The sequence below is a fragment of the Pseudomonas sp. YuFO20 genome (assembly GCF_035064975.1).
Lineage (GTDB): Bacteria > Pseudomonadota > Gammaproteobacteria > Pseudomonadales > Pseudomonadaceae > Aquipseudomonas > Aquipseudomonas putida_AE.
The window spans coordinates 55501-76976 of record NZ_JAXDEO010000020.1; the positions used below are offsets into that span (position 1 = coordinate 55501).

A 21476-nucleotide genomic window follows, 5' to 3' on the forward strand; every position below is an offset into this window, starting at 1 on the left:
TCGGCCGACCCAGCTGGAGAACAACAATGAGCAAATTTCACAGCCTGACCATCAAGGATGTGCGCACCGAGACCCGTGATGCGGTGTCCATCGCCTTCGAGATTCCGCAGGATCTGCAAGACAGCTTTCATTACACCCAGGGCCAGCACCTGGTGATGCGTACCCAACTGGACGGCGAAGAAGTGCGCCGCTCCTATTCGATCTGCACCGGTGTCAACGACGGTGAACTGCGTGTCGCCATCAAGCGTGTGGCCGGTGGACGCTTTTCCGCGTTTGCCAACGAACAGCTCAAGGCCGGGCACAGCCTGGAAGTGATGCCGCCCGCCGGGCATTTCAGCGTGGAACTCGACCCCGCTCGCCACGGCAACTACCTGGCGGTCGCGGCCGGCAGCGGCATCACGCCGATCCTGTCGATCATCAAGACCACCCTGCAAACCGAGCCCAACAGCCGCGTCACCGTGCTGTACGGCAACCGCTCCAGCTCCGGCGCCCTGTTCCGCGAACAGCTGGAAGACCTGAAGAACCGCTACCTGCAGCGCTTGAACCTGATCTTCGTGTTCAGCCGCGAGCAGCAGGATGTCGACCTGTACAACGGCCGGATCAACGCCGAGAAATGCGAGCAACTGTTCAGCCGCTGGCTCGACGTCAAGGCCCTCGACACCGCTTTCATCTGCGGCCCGCAGGAAATGACCGAAACCGTGCGCGACAGCCTCAAGGCCAAGGATATGGCGCCCGAGCGAATCCACTTCGAACTCTTCGCCGCTGCTGGCAGCCAGCAGAAACGCGAGGCCCGCGAAGCGGCGCGCCAGGTGGATGCAGCAGTCAGCCAGATCACCGTGATCAGCGACGGCCGCGCCCTGGCCTTCGACCTGCCGCGCAACAGCCAGAGCATCCTCGACGCCGGCAACGCCCAGGGCGCCGAACTGCCCTACTCGTGCAAGGCCGGCGTGTGCTCGACCTGCAAGTGCAAGGTCGTCGAAGGCGAAGTGGAAATGGACAGCAACCACGCCCTGGAAGACTACGAGGTGGCCGCCGGTTATGTGCTGTCGTGCCAGGCCTTCCCGATCAGCGACAAGGTGGTGCTGGATTTCGACCAGCTCTGAAACAACGCAAAACCCTGTAGGAGCAGGCTTGCCAGCGAAGAGGCCCTTGAGATCACTGTATGTTTTCAGGCCGCCTTCGCTGGCAAGCCAGCTCCTACAGGGGGACCGGTGATCGACCCGAACACACTGTTTCACCCAAAACAAAAACAACAAAGGAGCGCGCGTCATGACACCCCAGGAAATAGAACTCATCCGCCAGCACCCGGATTTCATCCAGCTGGTGCGCCGCAAACAGAAACTGTACTGGTCACTGAGTCTGGCCATGCTGGTGATCTATTACGGCTTCGTGCTGCTGGTGGCTTTCTCCCCTTCTACCCTCGGCCAATCCCTGAGCGGCGGCGTGACCACCGTGGGCATGCTGGTGGGTGTCGTCATCGTCGGGCTGGCCTTTGCGCTGACGGGGTTCTATGTCTATCGCGCCAACAACGTGATCGACCCGCTGAATGAAAAACTCAAGCAGGAGTGCGCCCGATGAGCCGTCTTCTTGCGTTGTTCCTTCTGCCGCTGGCGGTGGTCACTGATTTGGCAGTGGCCGCCGACGGCGCTTCCCGACCATTGAACTGGAACGCCATCGGCATGTTCATGGTGTTCGTCCTGTTCACCCTTGGCGTGACACGCTGGGCTGCCCTGCGCACCCGTTCCGCCAGCGACTTCTACACGGCCGGCGGCGGCATGACCGGTTTCCAGAACGGTCTGGCGATTGCCGGTGACATGATCTCGGCAGCCTCGTTCCTCGGCATTTCCGCGATGATGTTCCTCAATGGCTACGACGGCCTGCTCTACGCACTGGGCGTATTGGCCGGCTGGCCGATCATCCTGTTCCTGATCGCCGAACGCCTGCGCAACCTCGGCAAGTACACCTTTGCCGACGTGGTTTCCTACCGCCTGGAACAGACGCCGGTGCGCCTGACTTCGGCGTTCGGCACCCTGACCGTAGCCCTGATGTACCTGGTGGCGCAGATGGTCGGCGCCGGCAAGCTGATCGAGTTGCTGTTCGGCATCGACTACCTCTACGCCGTCATGCTGGTCGGCGTATTGATGGTGTTCTACGTGACCTTCGGCGGCATGCTCGCCACCACCTGGGTGCAGATCATCAAGGCCGTGATGCTGTTGTTCGGCACCAGCTTCATGGCGTTCATGGTGCTCAAGCATTTCGGTTTCAGCACTGAAGCGATGTTTGCCGGCGCCACCGCCGTGCATGCCAAGGGCAACGCGATCATGGCCCCCGGCGGCTTGCTGTCCAACCCGATCGATGCGATTTCCCTGGGGCTGGGCATGATGTTCGGCACCGCCGGCCTGCCGCACATCCTGATGCGTTTCTTCACCGTCAGCGATGCCAAGGAAGCGCGTAAAAGCGTGTTCTACGCCACCGGTTTCATCGGCTACTTCTACTTGCTGCTGATCATCGTCGGCTTTGGCGCCATCGTCATGGTCGGCACCGATCCGGCATTCCGTGACGCCAGCGGCGCGATCATCGGCGGCGGCAACATGATCGCCGTGCACCTGGCCCAGGCCGTGGGCGGCAACCTGTTCCTCGGCTTCATCTCGGCGGTTGCCTTCGCCACCATCCTGGCGGTGGTTGCCGGACTGGCACTGTCCGGCGCCTCGGCGGTGTCCCATGACCTGTATGCCTGCGTGATGCGCAAAGGCCAGGCCACGGAACAGCAGGAAATGCGCGTATCGCGTATCGCCACCCTGTGCATCGGTGTGCTGGCGATCATCCTCGGCCTGCTGTTCGAGTCGCAGAACATCGCCTTCCTCTCGGGCCTGGTGCTGGCCATCGCCGCGTCGGTGAATTTCCCGGTGCTGTTCCTTTCGATGTACTGGAAAGGCCTGACCACCCGCGGCGCCGTCGTCGGCAGCCTGTCCGGACTGGTCTCGGCGATTGTCCTGCTGGTGCTGAGCCCGGCGGTGTGGGTCAACGTGATGCATCACGACAAGGCGCTGTTCCCGTACTCCAACCCGGCGCTGTTTTCCATGAGCCTCGCGTTCTTCAGTGCTTGGCTGTTTTCCGTCACCGACACCTCGCCCCGTGCAGCCCTTGAGCGCGGCCGTTATCTGGCGCAGTTCATCCGCTCGATGACCGGTATCGGTGCCTCTGGCGCCAGCAAACACTGAATATTGGCAGGGAATAAAAATAATGAAGCCCGCACGTAACGCACCTTGTGAATCACTGTTTTCCCTGGCCGCCGCATTGAGTCTACCCCTGTTCGCGCCAAGCGCCATGGCCGACTTCATCGGCGACAGCAAGGCCCGTATTGAAATGCGCAACCTCTACCTCAACCGCGATTTCCGCCAGGACAACGCGCCGCAAGCCAAGGCCGAAGAATGGGCCCAGGGCTTCACGGCGCGTGTCGAATCCGGGTTCACCGACGGCACCTTCGGATTCGGTCTCGACGCCCTGGGCGAGTTGGGGATCAAGCTCGACTCCAGCCCGGATCGCCGTGGCACTGGCCTGCTGCCCTTTGGCCCGCAGAGCCATGAACCCGACGACGACTACAGCGAACTGGGCCTGACCGGCAAACTGCGCGTGTCGAAAAGCCTGTTGAAGCTCGGCACCCTGCAACCCTTGTTGCCCGTGGCAACTTACAACGACACCCGCCTGCTGGGTTCGACCTTTGAAGGTGGATTGCTGACCAGCCAGGAAATCGACGGCCTGACGCTGAACGCCGGACGCCTGACCAAGGCCAACCTGCGCGACTCCTCCAGCAACGACGACATCGGCTACGCCGCCGCCAGCAGCGATCACTTCGACTTCGGCGGCGGCAGCTACGCATTCAGCCCGCAACTGAATGTGAGCTACTACTACGGCAAGCTCGAGCAGATCTATCGGCAGCAATTCGCCGGACTGGTGCATACGCAACCACTGGGCAACGGTTTCAACCTGCGCAGCGACCTGCGTTATTTCGACAGCCGCGGCGACGGCGCGGAAAAGGCCGGACGCATCGACAACCGCAACTTCAACGGCATGTTCACCGTATCCCAGGGTGCCCACAAGGTCAGTGCCGCCTACCAGCAGTTGTCCGGCGACAGCGCCTTTCCGTTCCTCAACGGCGGCGATCCGTACGTGGTCAACCTGGTGACCTTCAATACCTTTACCCGCGCCGAGGAAGATTCCTGGCAGCTGCGCTACGACTATGACTTCGCCGCCCAAGGCATTCCCGGCCTGACCTTCATGACCCGCTACACCGATGGTCGCCACGTCAAGGCAGGCACCGTCGACAACGGGCGCGAATGGGAACGCGACACCGATATCAGCTACGTCATCCAGAGCGGTGTGTTGAAGAACGTCAGCCTGCGCTGGCGCAACGTGACCTTCCGCTCCGGCAATGGCCTGACGACCGCCCTCGATGAGAACCGATTGATCGTCGGTTACACCCTGGCGCTTTGGTAATTCCGCAAGGGTGCGGTCGCGACCGCACCCAGACTTTTCACAATCAGGAGCAATCGTGATGTCCTCCTCACCTACACTGCATGCCCCGACCCTGCAGAGCTTCATCGCCGGTCGCTGGATCGGCCAACACGGCGCACAAGTCTTGCGCAGTGCCCTCGATGGCCATGAAATCTTCCGTACCCATGAAGAGCGTCCGGACTTCGCAGAAGCCATCGAACACGGTCGCCGCCAAGGCGTCAGCGGCCTGATGGCGCTGGACTTCCAGCAACGCGCCCAGCGCCTCAAGGCCCTGGCCCTGTACCTGAGCGAACGCAAGGAACAGCTCTACGCGACTTCCCACCACAGCGGCGCGACCCGTGCCGACAGCTGGATCGACATCGAGGGTGGCAACAGCACCCTGTTCACCTACGCCAGCCTTGGTGCGCGGGAGCTGCCGTCGGGTAACGTGGTGCACGAAGGCCCGGCGCTGCAGCTGAGCAAAATGGGCACCTTCGCCGGCACCCACATCCTGGTGCCGCGCGGCGGCGTGGCCGTGCACATCAATGCCTTCAACTTCCCGATCTGGGGCATGCTGGAAAAATTCGCCCCGAGCTTCCTCGCCGGCATGCCATGCATCGTCAAACCGGCCAGCGCCACCAGCTACCTGACCGAAGCCGTGGTGCGCCTGATGGACGAATCCGGCCTGCTCCCGGCGGGCAGCCTGCAACTGATCATCGGCGGCACCGGCGACCTGCTCGACCGCCTGCAAGGCCAGGACGTGGTGACCTTCACCGGTTCCGCCGACACCGCGGCCAAGCTGCGGGTCAACCCGAACCTGATCCGCAACTCGGTGCCGTTCACCGCAGAAGCCGACTCGCTGAACTGCGCGATTCTCGCCCCGGACGTCACCCCGGACGACGAAGAGTTCGAGCTGTTCATCAAGGAAGTCGCCCGGGAAATGACCACCAAGGCCGGGCAGAAATGCACCGCCATCCGCCGCGCCATCGTCCCGGCCAAGCACATCGACGCCGTTGCTACCCGCCTGCGTGATCGCCTGGCCAAAGTCGTGGTCGGCGACCCGTCAGTGGAAGGTGTGCGCATGGGTGCGCTGGCCTCCCACGACCAGCAGAAAGACGTGGCCGAACGCCTGGAAGCCCTCTTGCAGAGCAGCGACATGCTGTTCGGCGCCCGCGACGGTTTCGAACCGCGTGGCGAGAATGTCGACAAGGGCGCGTTCTTCGCCCCGACCCTGCTGCAAGCCCGCGACCCGCACGCCGAAGGCGGTGCCCACGACATCGAAGCGTTCGGCCCGGTCAGCACCCTGATGGTCTACGACGACCTGGACGAAGCACTGGCCCTGGCCGCGCGCGGCAAGGGCAGCCTGGTCGCCAGCCTGGTGACCAAGGACCCGCAGATCGCCGCCAAGGCCATTCCGGTGGCGGCTGCGTTGCATGGGCGTCTGCTGGTACTGGATCGCCACTGCGCCGGCGAATCCACCGGCCACGGCTCGCCGCTGCCGCAACTCAAGCACGGCGGCCCGGGTCGCGCCGGCGGCGGTGAAGAACTCGGCGGCCTGCGCGCAGTGAAGCACTACCTGCAACGCGCGGCGGTACAAGGCTCGCCGACCATGCTGGCAGCGGTCACCGGCGAATACGTGCGCGGCGCCAAGGTCATCGAAACCGAGGTGCACCCGTTCCGTCGCTACTTCCAGGACCTGCAGATCGGCGAGTCGCTGCTGACTCACCGTCGCACCGTCACCGAAGCGGACCTGGTGAACTTCGGCTGCCTGTCGGGCGATCACTTCTACATGCACTTCGATGACATCGCCGCCAAGGAATCGCAGTTCGGCAAGCGCATCGCCCACGGTTACTTCGTGCTGTCGGCGGCGGCCGGGCTGTTCGTATCCCCTGGCGTCGGCCCGGTCCTGGCCAACTACGGCCTGGACACCCTGCGCTTCATCAACCCGGTGGGCATCGGCGACACCATCCAGGCGCGCCTGACCTGCAAACGCAAGATCGACCAGGGCAAGAAGAGCCCGCAAGGCATTCCGCAAGGGGTGGTGGCGTGGGATGTGGAAGTGACCAACCAGTTGGGTGAGCTGGTGGCCAGCTATGACATTCTGACGCTGGTGGTCAAGCGCGAGGATTGATCAAAAACAGGGCACAAGGATGTGGTCATTACAGGCCCCGGCATTCGTGTCGGGGCCTCTATTTCGGTCTAGGCAAAACAACTGTGGGAGCTAGCCTGCTGGCGATAGCGGTGTGACATCCAACGCCTATGTTGACTGTTACAGCGCTATCGCCAGCAGGCTGGCTCCCACATTGGTATGTGTGTTGTTTAATTGCAGTGTTTGCCCATCACTCGGCGTCCAGGTGCATTGGGGTGACGACCTTGCCGTCCTTCTCCGCTTCACCCAACTGGGCAATCGATGAAGTACACGCGGTCGTCGGCTTTTGGTTGACCACAGATCTTGAGGTCAATCAGAAACCAATGTGGGAGCGGGCTTGCTCGCGAATGCGCTGTATCAGTCAACAGTAATGTTGAATGTCAGTCCGTATTCGCGAGCAAGCCCGCTCCCACATTGGATCTCGGCGGCCCACGGTCTGTGGTCAACCGCCAGACTCAGTGCCCGCGCAACCACTCGATAAACAACGCAAACAACTCCGACTGCGACCCCACCTCCAGCTTCAGATACAGATTCTTGCGGTGCATGCGCACGGTTTCCGGTGAGATGTTCATCTGGCTGACGGTAGAGCTCTCCGCCAGAACTATTTCAAAAGTGCTGATACCGGCATTAACACCGTACCCCACAGCCCAGCTGCACCCCCGCCACTGAAGATGAATTGCGGTCCACCACCACGCGCAATCGCCTGCGTCCCAGCCGCGATGGCCACCCAAGGTGACGCGCAGCCTGGATGACCCAACATTGCATCCAGGTCGCTCAACCCCGTCTTATTGACAGACATGGGGACCTTACTCAATACGCTCGCGACAGCGACAGCCCGTTGCACGTCAATACCCACTCGCCAAACCCGCTCGATTGATGTTGATTCAAGCGGTACCCAATCAAGGGCCTGGCGCGTAGCGTAAAGCAGAGCATCGGAGGTGGGCTTGCGCTCCTGCTCCGGGCGATGAAGATAGGCTATCGGCGCTAATGTGGTTTGCGTCAGACGGTTGCCAAACAACAAGCCGACGGCGGCTTCCGCCGTGCGCTCAGGCTGCAGCGGCGCAAACTGCACGGCCAACACCATCAGCATCGCCCGATCCTCAATACGCTGGTCGAGCCACCGGTCCAGTGCAGCCAGACCGCTCCCGTCGACAGGGGTAACGGGCTGGCGAATACCGGATTCGCGCCATGCCTGTCGCCAGACTCGGCGCCATTGGTTCTCCGGCAAACCGCTGTCGACGTCCAGCAACAGGGCCAGCGGTTGATCGTCCGGCAACTGCGCCAAAGTGGGCACCAGGTCGGCGAGCGTCTGCGCCCAGATACTCAGCAATATTGCTTCCGGATTTTCATCCGCGTCGCAGGATAAACAACTATGGCGCAGCGTTGCTCCATCCATTCTGGACGCTTGTGACTGCAGCGCCATCGTCCCACTCAACAGAGCCTCCAGTTGTATTGCCGGATCATCCCCAGGCTCTCGAAGCGCAGTCTGCAAACTCACTGCCAACACCTGTTGCGAGCGACGCCCCAGACGAATCTTGCGGCTAATGTCTTCCTCGCGAGCTTCATCCCAACCATCGGCAGCACCTTGTTCGCCGACGTGCAACAGCACTCGCCCGAAACCCAGCACGCACCAAGCCAGGAGTGGAATGCTCAAGGCTTCACGCCAGAAATCCAAAGGCCGCTCGGGTAGCTTTTCATCGCCGAACACCAGTGCCCCTCCTGTGCCCAGCAAACAAAACAGCAACAACAGGCCGAGCCAAAGTAAAAATCGTGGTCGTTGAGGGCGCAAAGCGAGAGGAGGTATTTTATCCAGTCTGATTGCCATGATTTCACCTAACTCGCCGAAAAGTTTATTGACTTGCACTGCGCCCACTTCTTAATTATCTTTACTTTTGCTTGGTATGAAACCCTGCACCATCCGGCCATCGAATCCTCCACTACAACCCTGTCCCCCTTTATTAAATACATCTTGCTAGAATTTTGCGGTAACGGTTCGGAATCACCATCATGAAGAAATGTTTTCTCCAGAATGGTGCCTGTGATTTTGTTGTCAGCGATGACGCTGTAAAACAATGGCGAACTAATCGCCGCCTCTACACTTTTTTTATCTTTGTAAGGATATGCAAACGTTGATCGCCCCTGCTCATCGATAGTATCCCCACCCAAATCAAAAAAACGTGTACGCTTTTGATCCAGATGTAGAGCCCCACTCTCCCACCTAAAAGCGCTAACATTATAGATGTCACTTATCGAATCCCACGATCTTGGCGCTTCCATTCGATGTATAACGAAGAGCATTTCCTCGTCCACCCCAGCAACTGGAAGGAAAAAAGCTTCGGTGATTTCTCCTTTCGTGCCCGCATATGGAAACTTATAAACAAGCTTTGGACTTTCAGGTGGAATAACCGAGAAGATGGATATTTCATCGGGATCACGGGACAACTGCCCTTCAGTTTGCACATCTGCTTTTGTGTAGAGAAAGCATGCTTTCACTCCGTGCACATCCATAGCGCTATAAGCTTTCCGAAGGCCAATACCGCTGCACCCTTCATCACCCGCCTTTGCCGTTGACCCAAGCAAGCAAACAAAAAATATAATTAACTTAATCATTTCTTTTACACCGACTATCAAAATGAGTATTAAATTCTTTAGTGATCTCCTGCTTGTATTTTTGTCGCTCGGACAAACCTGCCAATCCGATGTTTATGGGGCGAGTCACTGCAGTAACGCTGACGTCCCCATTCAGGGAAGGATCTTCAGCAATCGCTGCTATACGCCTTACCTTCCAGAACCACAGTGCTGTTTCTATGGCAACAGAGAAATCTTTCTCCAAGAGCTCTGGATTAGAGTCAATCGGCAGACCTGTGTCTTTGGCGCATTTCTTGTAGGTTTCATAATGAGTGAGATGGATCAATCCTCGCCCCCTAAAATCTTTTCCTGGCTGATTAGCATTGCCGTAACAATGTAGGCCGTAAGCTGCATCGTTGCCTATAAGGTGTTCATCTATCCAACCAAGTTTTTCTTCATCGCTTGTGAAGGAGAGCCCTTTTCTAGAAAATCCCGCGTTGATAACAGTTGGAGATAATCTATAAAGTTTGGCGGCAGTGTATGTGCGCCTAGAATAGTTCAAGGACTCTCGAAAATGTACAAATCCGCCAGTCTCCTTCTTTGCTTGCGCTAGCAGATGCGTGACTTGCTCACAGCTATCTACTCCGTATTTATTGAACAGGCTTTTAGATGCTTCGACCATTGCATTGATGAAAAGCGGGTCCACTTCATAACCGCATATTTCGCTCAAAAAATCTTTCGTTAATTTGAGCGTTACGCCGCATATTTTGCAGTTCAGTATTCCGTTTTCACTGTTCGAGAAGTGACCCATCATCCCAACGGGATGAAAGTGATACGCACTCCCCCAAGAAGGCAGCCCCACCTGCTCCGTGACTTCCTTCCACCACCCCATCTCTGCAATCCGCTGCTTCTCCGCCAACCAGTTCAAGTGCGGCGTAGAGCCGCTATGGCCTAGCAACTCATCCAATGCGTCCCATATTTTCGGCTGGTGAAACCACTCGCTTTCCTTGTACAGGATCATCTGCGAAATCGACTGCGCATGAGCCGGCAGTTCAAGAGCTGCCTGCAATTCAGTGGCTGTCATCTTGCCGTCGCGATTGCGATCGATGATCTCGTACAAGCGGCTTTTCATCGGGCCCTTGTCGTCTTTTTCGGCAATGGGCCGATAACGCTCGCGCTGTGCTTCGGTGAAACGGGCGACTGCGCTGAGAAAAGAGGCCATCAAGTGTTTGGGTCGGCTGTAGTCGATGATGACGTCGTAGCCTTCCCAAACCCACGGATTGACCCAGGTTGTTACACCTGGCTCTTCACAGACCCAACCATCGAGAAGATTGTGGTTGGCGTCGTGCAGCAAATTTTCCAGGCGATACCAAGTGCGGGCTTTGCGCGTCGGGGTCGCGGGTACCTGGATTTTTCGGTCTGCTGGCAGATCATCGAGCAACTTCTTGGGGACCAGCAAGTCGGCAGCACTGAGTGGGCTGGAAGCACTCGCCACCTGTAGTTTCGCAGCGGTGATATTGCCTTCAGGCGGCACCACAGGAGTGCCCTTGGCGAGTTTGAGCCAGGTTCGGTCTTTTTCCGGCAGGCGATCGGCCCAAACCCGACTGGCGTCGATGAACGCCTCGACGTCATCACCGCTGAACGTTTCCAGGTGCAGCTTCTTTTCCGGCTGACTCGCGCCACCGTCCTGATACAGGCCGACGTGACCGATCAAGTCTCCAGCCTTGATCGCGACGGGGGTGTCGAGGACCACGATCCGGTCCGTCGCCAGCGGTTCCAGTACGCTTTGAAGCCCCGCGAACTGTACGTACTGGGGGAGCCGTTCCAGTTTGCGAAAATCGCCTTCACCGCTGACGGTGACGATCGTGCCATCGGGCAGCTTACTGATTGCCTCGTTGCGCAGGCTCGCTTCGGGACGCACGTTGAGCTCGTCTCCCCTCGTTTCGATGCGATGCTCGCCACCCACCTGCGACTGCAGATATCGGGAGGCGATATAACCGCGCAGAGAACCGTCGTCGTTGCTCAGGCTGGCCGGGCCCAGGCGGTTTTTCAGGCGGCGGTAATCGCCCTGGCCGCTGATGACCACCTCGACGCCGCGGGGCAGGAAGTCGGCGACCTTGCCGGACCGGGGGCGGTAGTAAACGTGCAGGCCGCGTTGTTCGGGATCGTCGGGATGTGGATCGTTTGCCGTGGCCTTGACCCGGTGCACTTCGGGCCAGAATCCGGGGCGCGCGAGGGTCGGATCCTCGTCATACATCACCCAATCCTGCAGGTGCATGTACAGGCTGTAGAAGATCAGGCTCGGCGGCGTCTCCGTGCTGTCCTGGATCGTCGGCGGCTGCAGGTGGTGGCGGACCAGCACGAAGTTGCGCGAGAAGGTTTTTTCAACTTCTTCATTGACGAAGTACGTCGTTGTCGGCGAGTACGTATCAATGCGGTAAGCCACCACTTCGCCGTCGGCCAGGCAGTGCACGCTGGATTGCTTCAGGCCCACGGCGGTACCGCTGTCGAAATGCACGCCGCCGTGCCACAGGCCATTGCGCCCCAAGGGGTAGTAACCGGCGTTGGCGTTGGCCAGGTGGGTCAACTGCTGCAACGGGGTGCGCGTGTCCTTGAATGGGTGGCACCAGTTTTTCAGCGGTGGCAAGCCGTCGGTTTTCGGGGCCGTCGTTGGGGATATGGGTTGGGGTTCGCGCGTTGGCCCGACCGGGGGCATGGACCTGGGGGTGGTTGAGTCGTAGTGGCGTCCAAAAATCCAGTCGAGCAACTTTGCCATGGCGTGTACGTTCCTTGTAACGAAAGGGGATCAGGCAGCGAAACTGTCAGCATCGGAGGGCCGGCAGTCGCTTAGGCAGCAGAGGATTTTTGTAACCATCCGCGTGCCAACGCTCGCAAGCTTTTACGAAGTCAGTCGAGGTGGAAATAGGACGCTTCTGATTGAGGCGTAGGACGCTTCTGAGCGCTTGTTAAAAGGCCCTCACGTTACTTTGTGAAAGTCACAGTGCCTTCGAAGGAGACCTATCGTCATACGCTGCCAGGCATTGCCCCGGTCAGACTACTGGGCGAACTGGCGGTGAATCGGGCGCTGGATCGGATTGATCCGTCTAAATAAGATCGACCATCGCAAGAAAAGCTCGCGGGGCATCCCGCGAGGCGGGGGTGGCGTGGGATGTGGAAGTCACACACCAGCCGGGTGAGCTGGTGGCCAGCTATGACATTCTGAAGTTGGTCGTAAACACGGAGACTGATCACCACACAGTCCCTCTCATTCCTCGGAAAAATCATCGGCAATCCAAGAAATGTCTGACTGTTCAGCCGTATCCATTTGGATACAGTCGCGCAATGAATTATCTTGTCCAGCAAACAGCGATCTTCTGCGCCTGGCACGCCTCAATCCGTGATTTGCGGGCAAGGATTGCCATAGCTCGTCGCATTGAACGCGCTTGCGCAAAGGAGGTTTAACCATGAGCCAGACTTTGACGATTTTCGACATGGCGACTTTGCTCGACAGCGATGAGGCCATCAGCGAATACCTGTCCCAGGTGCTAGCGGATGGTGACAATGAGGAGTTTCTTCGTGCCATCGGGTACGTGGTAAAGGCGCGTGGCATGACACAGGTAGCCAAAGATTCCGGAATGGGTCGCGAAAGTCTGTACAAGGCCTTCGCTCCAGGCGCAAAACCCCGCTTCCATACGGTTTTGAAAGTGATTCACGCACTGGGTATCGATTTGTATGCGCAGCCGGGTCATGTCATCAATCACTCGAACCCTTGAATGAATCACAGGGTTTGAGGTGGTTCGGGCCGCGTTCCGACGAGCTTTTGACTTTCAATGCCCGCGCAACCACTCGATAAACAACGCAAACAACTCCGACTGCGACCCCACCTCCAGCTTCAGATACAGATTCTTGCGGTGCATGCGCACGGTTTCCGGGGAGATGTTCATCTGGCTGGCCGTGGATTTCACCGAGTGGCCCCTGAGCACCATGTGCGCCACTTCCCGCTCGCGTTCGGTGAGCAGGTCGCAACCGAATTGCTCGAACGCCGATTGCACCCGATGCTTGAGATCATCGCGCAGGCCTTGATCGTTATCGCCCTGGATCTTGCTGCTACGTTGCAGGCCACGCCGGCTGAATTCGCTGATGAATTCTCGCACCAGCGGTTCGACGGCGCGCAGCAGGTTCAATTGCTCGACGCCCAGGCAGTCGCCGCCGAAACCTTGAAACAGGCTCACGGAGATTTTCGTGTCATTGCCCGTATCGACGATGTAGTAGCTGTCTTCCGAACAGTTCGCCTTCAGGTAGTAGGTCTTGTAGTAGTCACTGTCGAAGAAGTTGTCCGGCGCAATGTCCGCAAGGTGATAGAAACCCTGCGCCAGGCCCTGCTCCACCGCCAGGCAGAACGGGTCGAGCAGATACCCCCCGGCAAAATAGCGCTCGAGGATCGACACCTGGTACTCCTGGGCAATGCCGCGCTGATGCAGCAACTGCGGTGCGCGGTCCTTGCGCTCCAGACTGATCATCACCGACTCGATGGACACCAGTTGGCCCAACGCCGTCACCAGGTATTGCAGCGCGTCAGGCTCATCGACATGGGCGAAGGCCTCGCGCATGCCCCCATGCCATTTATGCAATGCCCCGAAGGGCACCGCGATCAGCGTATCGTCGTTTGGTCTGCTCATGCCCCGCAGTCTAGCGGCTGAACACCCCCTTGGTAACAGCCGGACTGACGAAATCATTGGCCGGCGTACTGTCCGCTCGCCTCAAGTTCGGCTGCCACTTCGAGAATGCAAACTCGCAGGATCTCGACGATTTCATCGACCTGGGGATAGGTGAGGATCAGCGGCGGCGACATCACGTTCAGGTGCATGATCGGCCGCACCAACAATCCCCGGGCCTGGGCGCGCACATGGATTTTCTCGCCGATGTTGATCTCGTCGGCGAACAACGCCTTGGTGCGCTTGTCGGCGACGAACTCCACGCACGCCATCAGTTTCAGGCAGCGCACATCACCCACCAGGGGCAGATCGCGCAAGGTGGCCAGGCGCTGTTCCAGGTAGCCGCCGACATCGTCGACGTGGGCCAGCAGGTTTTCCCGCTCGATGATCTCGATGTTCTTCAGCGCCGCCGTGCAGCAGACCGGATGGCCGCTGTAGGTGAAGCCGTGGGTAAAGCAACGGCTCTTGCCCGGCTCGGCGATGACCTTCCAGATGCGGTCGGAAAAGATGCACGCCCCCAGCGGCAGGTAGGCCGAGGTCAGGCCCTTGGCGGTGGTGATGATGTCAGGCTGCACGTCGAAGACATCGAGAGAGGCGAAAAACTTGCCCAGGCGCCCGAACGACGTCACCACCTCGTCGGCGACAAAGAGGATGTCGTAGCGCTGGCAGACTTCCCACATGCGCTTGAGGTAACCCTTTGGCGGAATGATCACCCCGCCTGAGCCCATCACTGGCTCGGCGAAGAAGCCGGCGACCTTGTCGGCGCCGATCGAGTGGATCTTGTCTTCGAACTCCTTGACCAGGAACTCGAGGAACTGCGCCTCGTCCATGCCCTCCGGCGCGCGGTAGGGGTTGGGGTTGGACACGTGGTGGATCAGCGGGTTGGCGTAATCGAACTCCGGCACCCGGTCGGCGGCCTTGTTGCCGATCGACATGGTCAGGGTGGTGGAGCCGTGGTACGCGTTGAAACGGGCGATGACGTGCTTCTTTTCCGGTTTGCCACGGCAGTTCTGGTAGTACTGGATCAGCCGGTACGCGGTGTCCACGGCGGTTGAGCCGCCGGTAGTCAGGAACACGTGGTCGAGGTCGCCGGGGGCCAGGCTGGCGAGTTTCTCGCACAGCTCGATGGCGACGTTATTGGACATGTCGGAAAACGGGTTGGAATAGGCCAGTTGCCGCACCTGGTCGGCGATGGCCTCGGCCATTTCCTCACGGCCCAGGCCGATGTTGGTGCACCACATGCCGCCCACGGCATCGAGAAAGCGGTTGCCCTGGGTGTCGTAGATATAGGCGCCGTCACCGGCAACGATGTTCAGCGAGCCTTGCTCGGCGTGTTCGTCGAACACGTGATAGCCGTGCATATGGTGGGCCTTGTCGGCCTTGACCAGCCGGGACTCGTCCGCGGGGGAAAAAACGCTGCGTGTTGGCGTCGCCATAAAAACCTCTAACCGGATTGACTAACGATCGAACGAATCAGATGCCGCTTTTCACGGTGCTCCAGACCCGGGTCATGGCCCGCATGTCCTTGGCGTCCTGGGTCTTCTGCGGGAACAGACGCTCGCGGGTGGCTTCATCGGGGTAAATCGCCGGGTTGTTGCGCACATCGGCGTTCAACAATGGCGTGGCTGCCGCGTTGCTGTTGGCGTAATGGATGTAGTCGGTGACGTCCGCCATCACCTGCGGCTGCATCAGGTATTCAAGAAACTTGTGGGCATTGGCGACATGGGGCGCGTCGGCCGGGATGTACATGTTGTCGAACCAGATCAACGAGCCTTCCTTGGGAATGAAATAGGACAGGTTGATGTTCAGCTTGGCTTCTTCGGCGCGAGCCATGGCCGTCGCGTAGTCGCCTGACCAGGTCATGGCCATGCACACATCACCGTTGGGCAGGCTGGTCAGGTAATTGACCGAATCGAACTTGCGGATGTACGGCCGCACCGACAGCAGCAGTTCCTGCGCCGCCTTCAGGTCCTCGGGCTTGGCGCTGCGTGGATCGCGGCCCAGGTACTTGAGGGCCAGGGGGATCACTTCGGTGGGCGCATCGACCAGGGTCACGCCGCAGTCGGCGAAGCGCGAGACGATCTTCGGATCGAAAATCATCGCCAGCGAGCCGATCGGCGCATCCGGCATGCGCTCCTTGATCTTGTCGACGTTGTAGGTGATGCCGTTGCTGCCCCAGGTGTAAGGCGCCGAATAGGTCGGGCCCGGGTCGAACCCTTGCAGGTCTTGCAGGACTTTCGGGTCCAGGTTGCTCCAGCCCGGCAGTAGCTTTTTATCCAGCGGCTGGAACACCTTGGCCTGGATCAACGGCGGCGCGAGGGACGCGTTGAGCACGATCAGGTCGTAACCGGAGTGGCCGGTGAGCAACTTGGCCTGCACCGTTTCATAGGCATCGAAGGTGTCGTAGATCACCTTGATGCCGGTGGCCTTTTCGAAATCAGCCAGGGTTTTCTCGCCGATGTAGTCCGCCCAGTTGTACAGCCGCAGCGTATTGCTGTCGTTCACCTCGCCAGCGTGGGCACTCAGGGTCAGGGGTACAACAAACAGACTGGAAATCACCTTAAGCAGTGTCTTGCCCATAGCAAATGCACCTTATCAAGCGAGTTCGGCTCTGGATGAGCGGATGACCCTACTATTGGTGGATTCGCCGGACCGCACCATACCCCGAATGGGTGTGTGGGCGGCTTTGACGGCGCGATATGGCAAAAAGCATCAGGTCGGTTGACCCGTTTTGTCATAGCTGTGGGGCTAAGCTGACGCTTAAAGTGGCCGTCGAACCGACTCTGCAAGAGCCAGCAATGACCGACCTGATCAAGCAAGACCATCACGATGGCGTGCTGACACTGACCATCGATCGCCCGGACAAGCTCAATGCGTTGACCAATGGCATGTACACGCGCTTGGCCGACCTGCTGTTTGCGGCTGACGAGAACGACGAAATTCGCGTGATCATCGTGACCGGTGGTGCGAACTGCTTTACCAGTGGCAACGACCTGGTGGACTTCCTGCAAGATCCGCCGACGCACCTGGACAGCCCGGCCTTCCGCCTGATGCGCGCCGTCACCCACCTGCAGAAGCCTTTGATTGCGGCGGTGTGCGGGCCGGCCATCGGCATCGGCACCACCCTGCTGCTGCATTGCGATCAGGTGCTGGTGACCCGCAACGCCAAGTTGCGCACGCCGTTCGTCAATCTGGGCCTGTGCCCCGAGTTCGGCGCCAGCCTGCTGCTGCCACGCCGCCTGGGCCAGGCTCGCGCCGCGCGCTTGCTGCTGTTGGGCGACAGCCTCGACGGCAACGAGGCGGTGGCCTGGGGCCTGGCCAACGAAGCCTTCGATGACGGCGAGCAATGCCTGGCCGCGGCAGAAAAGATCGCCCAGCGCTTCCTGGCCATGCCTCCGCAAGCCTTGCGTCAGTCCCGACAACTGATGACCCAGGCCGGCATGGCCGAACTGCAAGCCACCTTGCGCGAAGAAAACCTGCTGTTCATCCAGCGCCTCAATACCGTCGAGGCGAAAACGGCCTTGAACGCCCTGCTCAATCGCAGTACAGATAAGAATCCACCGAAAGGAACACAGCCATGAACACTCCGGAAATTTACGTCGTCAGCGCCGCCCGTACCGCCATTGGCACCTTCGGCGGTTCCCTCAAGGACGTACCACCGGCCGAGCTCGCGACCACTGCAGTGAAAGCCGCCCTGGAACGCGCCGCCGTGGACCCGGCGCTCGTCGGCCACCTGGTGATGGGCCACGTGATCCCGACCGAAACCCGCGACGCCTACATCTCCCGGGTCGCCGCGATGAACGCCGGCATCCCGAAAGAAACCCCGGCCTACAACGTCAACCGCCTCTGCGGCTCCGGCCTGCAGGCGATCATCAGCGCGGCGCAGACCCTGATGCTGGGCGATGCCGACATCGCCGTCGGCGCCGGTGCCGAATCCATGAGCCGCGGGCCGTACCTGCTGCCATCCGCCCGTTGGGGCGCGCGCATGGGCAACGTCCAGGCCGTCGACTACATGCTGGGCATCCTGCATGACCCGTTCCACAACATCCACATGGGCATCACCGCGGAGAACGTCGCCGAACGCAACGGCATCACCCGCGAAATGCAGGATACCCTGGCTTTCGAAGACCAGAAACGCGCCGCCCATGCGATTGCCAACGGCTACTTCGTTGATCAGATCGCGACCGTCGAGATTCCGGATCGCAAGGGCACCAAGCTGTTCAGCGTCGACGAGCATCCACGCGCCACGTCCCTGGAACAGTTGGCGGCGATGAAGCCAGCCTTCAAGAAGGACGGCTCGGTCACCGCCGGCAACGCCTCCGGCCTGAACGACGGTGCTGCGGCACTGGTCATGGCCACCGGCGCGGCGGTACAGGTCAACAACCTGCGCCCACTCGCCCGCCTGGTCAGCTACGCCCACGCCGGCGTCGAACCGACACTGATGGGCCTGGGCCCAATCCCGGCCACCCGCCTGGCACTCAAGCGCGCCGGCCTGACCGTCGCCGACATGGACGTGGTCGAAGCCAACATCGCGTTCGCGGCGCAAGCCTGTGCGGTCAGCCAGGAACTGGATCTGGATCCGGCCAAGGTCAACCCGAACGGCTCGGGCATCGCCCTGGGTCACCCGGTGGGCGCGACCGGCGCCATCATCGCCACCAAGGCCATCCACGAACTGCACCGCACCGGCGGCCGTTACGCGCTGGTGACCATGTGCATCGGCGGCGGCCAGGGGATCGCGGCGATCTTCGAACGCGCCTGACCCCCCTGCTCCCTGTAGGACCTGTAGGACCTGTAGGAGCTGTAGGAGCTGTAGGAGCTGTCGAGTGAAACGAGGCTGCGATCTTTTGATCTAAAAAAATCAAGGTCAAAAGATCGCAGCCTGCGGCAGCTCCTACAGGACCGTCTCAACCGTCAACATCACCGCGCCGCCGCTTCGACCGCCATCCACGACCCGCCCCCTCCTCCAAACGAACACCTGACAGCCGGCAGCAAAAATCATTTGCGACTAAATATGACATGCGTCATATTACGTGCGTAATCAAACCCACAGGTTACCTCTTCATGACCAGCATGCCCGCCGTAGAGCCCGACCTTGCCGTCCTGGTGAACCCTCGCAAGCCGCTGCTCAAACGCCTGCTCCTGCCGACATTGGGCATCGCCGCGCTGGTGCTGGCCGGCGTGTATGCCGCGCACTGGTGGACCAATGGCCGGTTCATCGAGGAAACCGACGACGCCTACATCGGTGGCGACGTGACGGTGATCGGGCCGAAAGTGGCGGGTTACATCGAAGAAGTGCTGGTGACCGACAATCAGCCGGTCAAGGCCGGCGACGTACTTATCCGTCTCGATTCGCGGGACTACCGCGCCAACCTGGCCAAGGCCGAAGGCGCGGTCGCGGCGGAAGAAGCCCTGCTCGCCAATCTCGACGCCACCGAACAACTGCAACAGGCCGTGATCGGCCAGGCCCGCGCCGCCTTGATCCAAGCCAAAGCCGAACGCGACCTGGCGCAGTTGAACGTCGGCTACACCGAATTGAAAGCTCCCGTGGATGGCGTGATCGGCAACCGCCGCGCCCGCACAGGCGCTTATGCCCAGGCCGGCTCGCAACTGCTGTCGGTGGTGCCGTCCAGCGGCTTGTGGGTCGATGCCAACTTCAAGGAGGACCAACTGGCGCACATGGTCCCCGGGCAACGGGTGACCATCCGTGCCGACGTGCTCTCCGGCCAGGAATTCCATGGTCACCTGGACAGCCTGGCGCCGGCCAGTGGTTCGCAGTTCAGCGTATTGCCGCCGGAAAACGCCACCGGCAACTTCACCAAGATCGTCCAGCGGGTACCGGTACGCATCCACCTCGACCCGGCCGACAGCGTGCTTGGCCACCTGCGTCCCGGCCTGTCGGTCACCGCCGAAGTGGACACGCGCAAGGAGCCTGAAACCCCAGCCGTGGCCAGCGCGCCATGAGCCGCGCCCTCGCCGCTCCGGCCCAACCGTTCAATGCCGCGAGCATGGCGACGGCGACCAAGGTGTTCGCCTTCGCCAGCATGTGCATCGGCATGTTCATTGCGCTGCTGGATATCCAGATCGTCTCGGCATCGCTGCGCGACATCGGCGGCGGGCTCTCCGCCGGCACCGACGAAACCGCCTGGGTGCAAACCAGTTACCTGATCGCCGAAATCATCGTGATTCCGCTGTCGGGTTGGCTTTCGCGAGTGTTCTCGACACGCTGGTTATTTTGCGCGTCGGCAGTGGGTTTCACCCTGACCAGCCTGCTCTGCGGCGCGGCCTGGAACATCCAGAGCATGATCGCCTTCCGCGCCCTGCAAGGCTTTCTCGGCGGCTCGATGATCCCGCTGGTGTTCACCACGGCGTTCGTTTTCTTCACTGGCAAACAACGGGTGATCGCCGCCGCGACCATCGGCGCGGTCGCGTCCCTGGCCCCCACCCTGGGGCCGGTGATCGGTGGCTGGATCACCGATATATCGTCCTGGCACTGGCTGTTCTACATCAACCTGGTGCCGGGGATTTTCGTCGCCGTGGCTGTGCCGATGCTGGTAAAGATTGATCAACCGGAACTGTCGCTGCTCAAGGGCGCCGACTACCTGAGCATGGTGTTCCTGGCGCTGTTCCTCGGCTGCCTGGAATACACCCTCGAAGAAGGCCCGCGCTGGAACTGGTTCAGCGACCGCACCATCCTGACCACCGCGTGGATCAGCGGCCTGGCCGGCCTGGCCTTCATCGGCCGCACCCTGCACGTGGCCAACCCGATCGTCGACCTGCGTGCCCTCAAAGACCGCAACTTCGCCCTCGGCTGTTTCTTCTCGTTCGTCACCGGCATCGGCCTGTTCGCCACCATCTACCTGACACCGCTGTTCCTCGGCCGGGTCCGTGGTTATGGCGCGCTGGACATTGGTCTGGCGGTTTTCTCCACCGGCGTGTTCCAGATCATGGCGATTCCGCTGTATGCCTTTCTGGCCAATCGCGTCGACCTGCGATGGATCATGATGTCCGGCCTTGGCCTGTTCGCTTTATCGATGTGGGATTTCAGCCCGATTACCCATGACTGGGGGGCCAGGGAACTGATGCTGCCGCAAGCCCTGCGCGGGATTGCCCAGCAACTGGCGGTCCCGCCCGCCGTGACCTTGACCCTCGGCGGCCTGGCACCGGCGCGACTCAAGCATGCTTCGGGGTTGTTCAACCTGATGCGTAACCTTGGCGGCGCCATCGGCATTGCCGCGTGCGCGACCATCCTCAATGACCGCACCAACCTGCATTTCACCCGGTTGGCGGAAAACCTCAACAGCACCAACGAAGCGCTCAACCAGTGGCTGTCCCAGGTCGGCAACAACTTCGCCGCCCTCGGCCAGAGCGGCGACCTGGGTGTCACCGCGAGCCTGCATCAGCTCTGGTCGCTGACCTACCGCGAAGCGCAAACGCAAACCTACGGTGATGCGTTCCTGATGATCATGGTCTGCTTCATCATCGCCACGGCGATGGTGCCCTTGATGCGCAAGGTGCAGCCGCCGGCTGCGCCGAGTGCGGATGCGCATTGA

Annotated in this window: 16 protein-coding genes and 3 pseudogenes; 12 read left to right on the forward strand and 7 right to left on the reverse strand. The window is 60.4% G+C overall.

Annotated features, from left to right (window positions below):
- The first annotated feature begins 26 nt into the window (after positions 1–26).
- From paaE to paaZ, 5 genes are all read left to right on the forward strand, one after another.
- A complete protein-coding gene (gene paaE, locus SOP85_RS13315; RefSeq protein ID WP_323627195.1) occupies positions 27–1103 on the forward strand; it encodes a 1,2-phenylacetyl-CoA epoxidase subunit PaaE in 1077 nt (358 codons plus the stop codon).
- A gap of 166 nt (positions 1104–1269) precedes the next feature.
- Entirely contained in the window at positions 1270–1578 is a 309-nt protein-coding gene (locus tag SOP85_RS13320) for a DUF485 domain-containing protein (RefSeq protein ID WP_007978006.1), read from the forward strand.
- Positions 1575–3221 (forward strand): cation acetate symporter, encoded by a 1647-nt coding sequence (locus SOP85_RS13325; protein ID WP_323606874.1) that lies wholly within the window; start codon positions 1575–1577, stop codon positions 3219–3221. The genes SOP85_RS13320 and SOP85_RS13325 overlap by 4 nt, the downstream gene beginning before the upstream one ends.
- A 22-nt stretch (positions 3222–3243) precedes the next feature.
- The gene (locus SOP85_RS13330) at positions 3244–4497 is read left to right on the forward strand and encodes an OprD family porin (RefSeq protein WP_323606875.1); all 1254 of its coding nucleotides are present in this window, start codon (positions 3244–3246) and stop codon (positions 4495–4497) included.
- 58 nt (positions 4498–4555) lie between these two features.
- Positions 4556–6625, forward strand: a complete 2070-nt coding sequence (paaZ, locus tag SOP85_RS13335; protein WP_323627196.1) for a phenylacetic acid degradation bifunctional protein PaaZ — start codon at positions 4556–4558, stop codon at positions 6623–6625.
- A 473-nt stretch (positions 6626–7098) separates the two neighbouring features.
- On the opposite strand, the pseudogene SOP85_RS13340 reads toward paaZ, so the two are convergent.
- The 4 genes and pseudogenes from SOP85_RS13340 to SOP85_RS13355 form a co-directional block, all read right to left on the reverse strand.
- Positions 7099–7215, reverse strand: a pseudogene (locus SOP85_RS13340) (helix-turn-helix transcriptional regulator); the annotation flags it as partial.
- 29 nt (positions 7216–7244) lie between these two features.
- The gene (locus SOP85_RS13345) at positions 7245–8468 is read right to left on the reverse strand and encodes a hypothetical protein (protein ID WP_323627197.1); all 1224 of its coding nucleotides are present in this window, start codon (positions 8466–8468) and stop codon (positions 7245–7247) included.
- An 8-nt stretch (positions 8469–8476) separates the two neighbouring features.
- A complete protein-coding gene (locus tag SOP85_RS13350) occupies positions 8477–9253 on the reverse strand; it encodes a hypothetical protein (RefSeq protein WP_323627198.1) in 777 nt (258 codons plus the stop codon).
- On the reverse strand, positions 9246–11987 hold the full coding sequence (locus tag SOP85_RS13355) for a glycoside hydrolase family 19 protein (RefSeq protein ID WP_323627199.1): 2742 nt from the start codon (positions 11985–11987) through the stop codon (positions 9246–9248). The genes SOP85_RS13350 and SOP85_RS13355 overlap by 8 nt, the downstream gene beginning before the upstream one ends.
- Before the next feature lie 240 nt (positions 11988–12227).
- Between SOP85_RS13355 and SOP85_RS31370 the strand changes: the two are divergent.
- The 3 genes and pseudogenes from SOP85_RS31370 to SOP85_RS13365 form a co-directional block, all read left to right on the forward strand.
- Positions 12228–12323 (forward strand): annotated as a pseudogene (locus SOP85_RS31370) (DUF6124 family protein); the annotation flags it as partial.
- Positions 12324–12553: 230 nt separating this feature from the next.
- A pseudogene (locus SOP85_RS13360) lies at positions 12554–12661 on the forward strand (type II toxin-antitoxin system RelE/ParE family toxin); the annotation flags it as partial.
- A 14-nt stretch (positions 12662–12675) separates the two neighbouring features.
- On the forward strand, positions 12676–12984 hold the full coding sequence (locus SOP85_RS13365; protein ID WP_274075486.1) for an addiction module antidote protein: 309 nt from the start codon (positions 12676–12678) through the stop codon (positions 12982–12984).
- A 54-nt stretch (positions 12985–13038) separates the two neighbouring features.
- On the opposite strand, the gene SOP85_RS13370 is transcribed toward SOP85_RS13365, so the two are convergent.
- Genes SOP85_RS13370 through SOP85_RS13380 form a run of 3 tightly spaced genes read right to left on the reverse strand, consistent with a single transcriptional unit; the run spans position 13039 to position 16506 of the window.
- Positions 13039–13947: a LuxR C-terminal-related transcriptional regulator gene (locus SOP85_RS13370; protein ID WP_274075487.1), complete on the reverse strand. Its 909-nt coding sequence runs from the start codon at positions 13945–13947 to the stop codon at positions 13039–13041.
- Positions 13944–15362, reverse strand: coding sequence for an aminotransferase (locus SOP85_RS13375; RefSeq protein WP_323627200.1), 1419 nt, complete (start codon positions 15360–15362; stop codon positions 13944–13946). Before SOP85_RS13375 ends, SOP85_RS13370 begins: the two co-directional genes overlap by 4 nt.
- Positions 15363–15399: 37 nt before the next feature.
- Complete coding sequence (locus SOP85_RS13380) at positions 15400–16506, reverse strand: polyamine ABC transporter substrate-binding protein (RefSeq protein ID WP_323627201.1); 1107 nt, start codon at positions 16504–16506, stop codon at positions 15400–15402.
- 218 nt (positions 16507–16724) lie between these two features.
- Here SOP85_RS13380 and SOP85_RS13385 point away from each other — a divergent pair, with 218 nt between their 5' ends.
- The 4 genes from SOP85_RS13385 to SOP85_RS13400 all read left to right on the forward strand — a co-directional run bounded on the left by SOP85_RS13385 (position 16725) and on the right by SOP85_RS13400 (position 21476).
- Positions 16725–17507, forward strand: a complete 783-nt coding sequence (locus tag SOP85_RS13385) for an enoyl-CoA hydratase-related protein (protein ID WP_323627202.1) — start codon at positions 16725–16727, stop codon at positions 17505–17507.
- Positions 17504–18685: an acetyl-CoA C-acyltransferase family protein gene (locus SOP85_RS13390; protein ID WP_323627203.1), complete on the forward strand. Its 1182-nt coding sequence runs from the start codon at positions 17504–17506 to the stop codon at positions 18683–18685. Before SOP85_RS13385 ends, SOP85_RS13390 begins: the two co-directional genes overlap by 4 nt.
- A 302-nt stretch (positions 18686–18987) precedes the next feature.
- Positions 18988–19887 carry an HlyD family secretion protein gene (locus SOP85_RS13395; protein ID WP_323627204.1) on the forward strand — a complete coding sequence of 300 codons (900 nt, stop codon included), beginning with the start codon at positions 18988–18990 and terminating at the stop codon, positions 19885–19887.
- Positions 19884–21476, forward strand: coding sequence for a DHA2 family efflux MFS transporter permease subunit (locus SOP85_RS13400; RefSeq protein WP_323627205.1), 1593 nt, complete (start codon positions 19884–19886; stop codon positions 21474–21476). Before SOP85_RS13395 ends, SOP85_RS13400 begins: the two co-directional genes overlap by 4 nt.

Coding starts and splice junctions, on each gene's coding strand:
- paaE (WP_323627195.1), top strand. CDS start 27: ATGAGCAAATTTCACAGCCTGACCATCAAGGATGTGCGCACCGAGACC.
- SOP85_RS13320 (WP_007978006.1), top strand. CDS start 1,270: ATGACACCCCAGGAAATAGAACTCATCCGCCAGCACCCGGATTTCATC.
- SOP85_RS13325 (WP_323606874.1), top strand. CDS start 1,575: ATGAGCCGTCTTCTTGCGTTGTTCCTTCTGCCGCTGGCGGTGGTCACT.
- SOP85_RS13330 (WP_323606875.1), top strand. CDS start 3,244: ATGAAGCCCGCACGTAACGCACCTTGTGAATCACTGTTTTCCCTGGCC.
- paaZ (WP_323627196.1), top strand. CDS start 4,556: ATGTCCTCCTCACCTACACTGCATGCCCCGACCCTGCAGAGCTTCATC.
- SOP85_RS13345 (WP_323627197.1), bottom strand. CDS start 8,468: ATGGCAATCAGACTGGATAAAATACCTCCTCTCGCTTTGCGCCCTCAA.
- SOP85_RS13350 (WP_323627198.1), bottom strand. CDS start 9,253: ATGATTAAGTTAATTATATTTTTTGTTTGCTTGCTTGGGTCAACGGCA.
- SOP85_RS13355 (WP_323627199.1), bottom strand. CDS start 11,987: ATGGCAAAGTTGCTCGACTGGATTTTTGGACGCCACTACGACTCAACC.
- SOP85_RS13365 (WP_274075486.1), top strand. CDS start 12,676: ATGAGCCAGACTTTGACGATTTTCGACATGGCGACTTTGCTCGACAGC.
- SOP85_RS13370 (WP_274075487.1), bottom strand. CDS start 13,947: ATGATTTCGTCAGTCCGGCTGTTACCAAGGGGGTGTTCAGCCGCTAGA.
- SOP85_RS13375 (WP_323627200.1), bottom strand. CDS start 15,362: ATGGCGACGCCAACACGCAGCGTTTTTTCCCCCGCGGACGAGTCCCGG.
- SOP85_RS13380 (WP_323627201.1), bottom strand. CDS start 16,506: ATGGGCAAGACACTGCTTAAGGTGATTTCCAGTCTGTTTGTTGTACCC.
- SOP85_RS13385 (WP_323627202.1), top strand. CDS start 16,725: ATGACCGACCTGATCAAGCAAGACCATCACGATGGCGTGCTGACACTG.
- SOP85_RS13390 (WP_323627203.1), top strand. CDS start 17,504: ATGAACACTCCGGAAATTTACGTCGTCAGCGCCGCCCGTACCGCCATT.
- SOP85_RS13395 (WP_323627204.1), top strand. CDS start 18,988: ATGACCAGCATGCCCGCCGTAGAGCCCGACCTTGCCGTCCTGGTGAAC.
- SOP85_RS13400 (WP_323627205.1), top strand. CDS start 19,884: ATGAGCCGCGCCCTCGCCGCTCCGGCCCAACCGTTCAATGCCGCGAGC.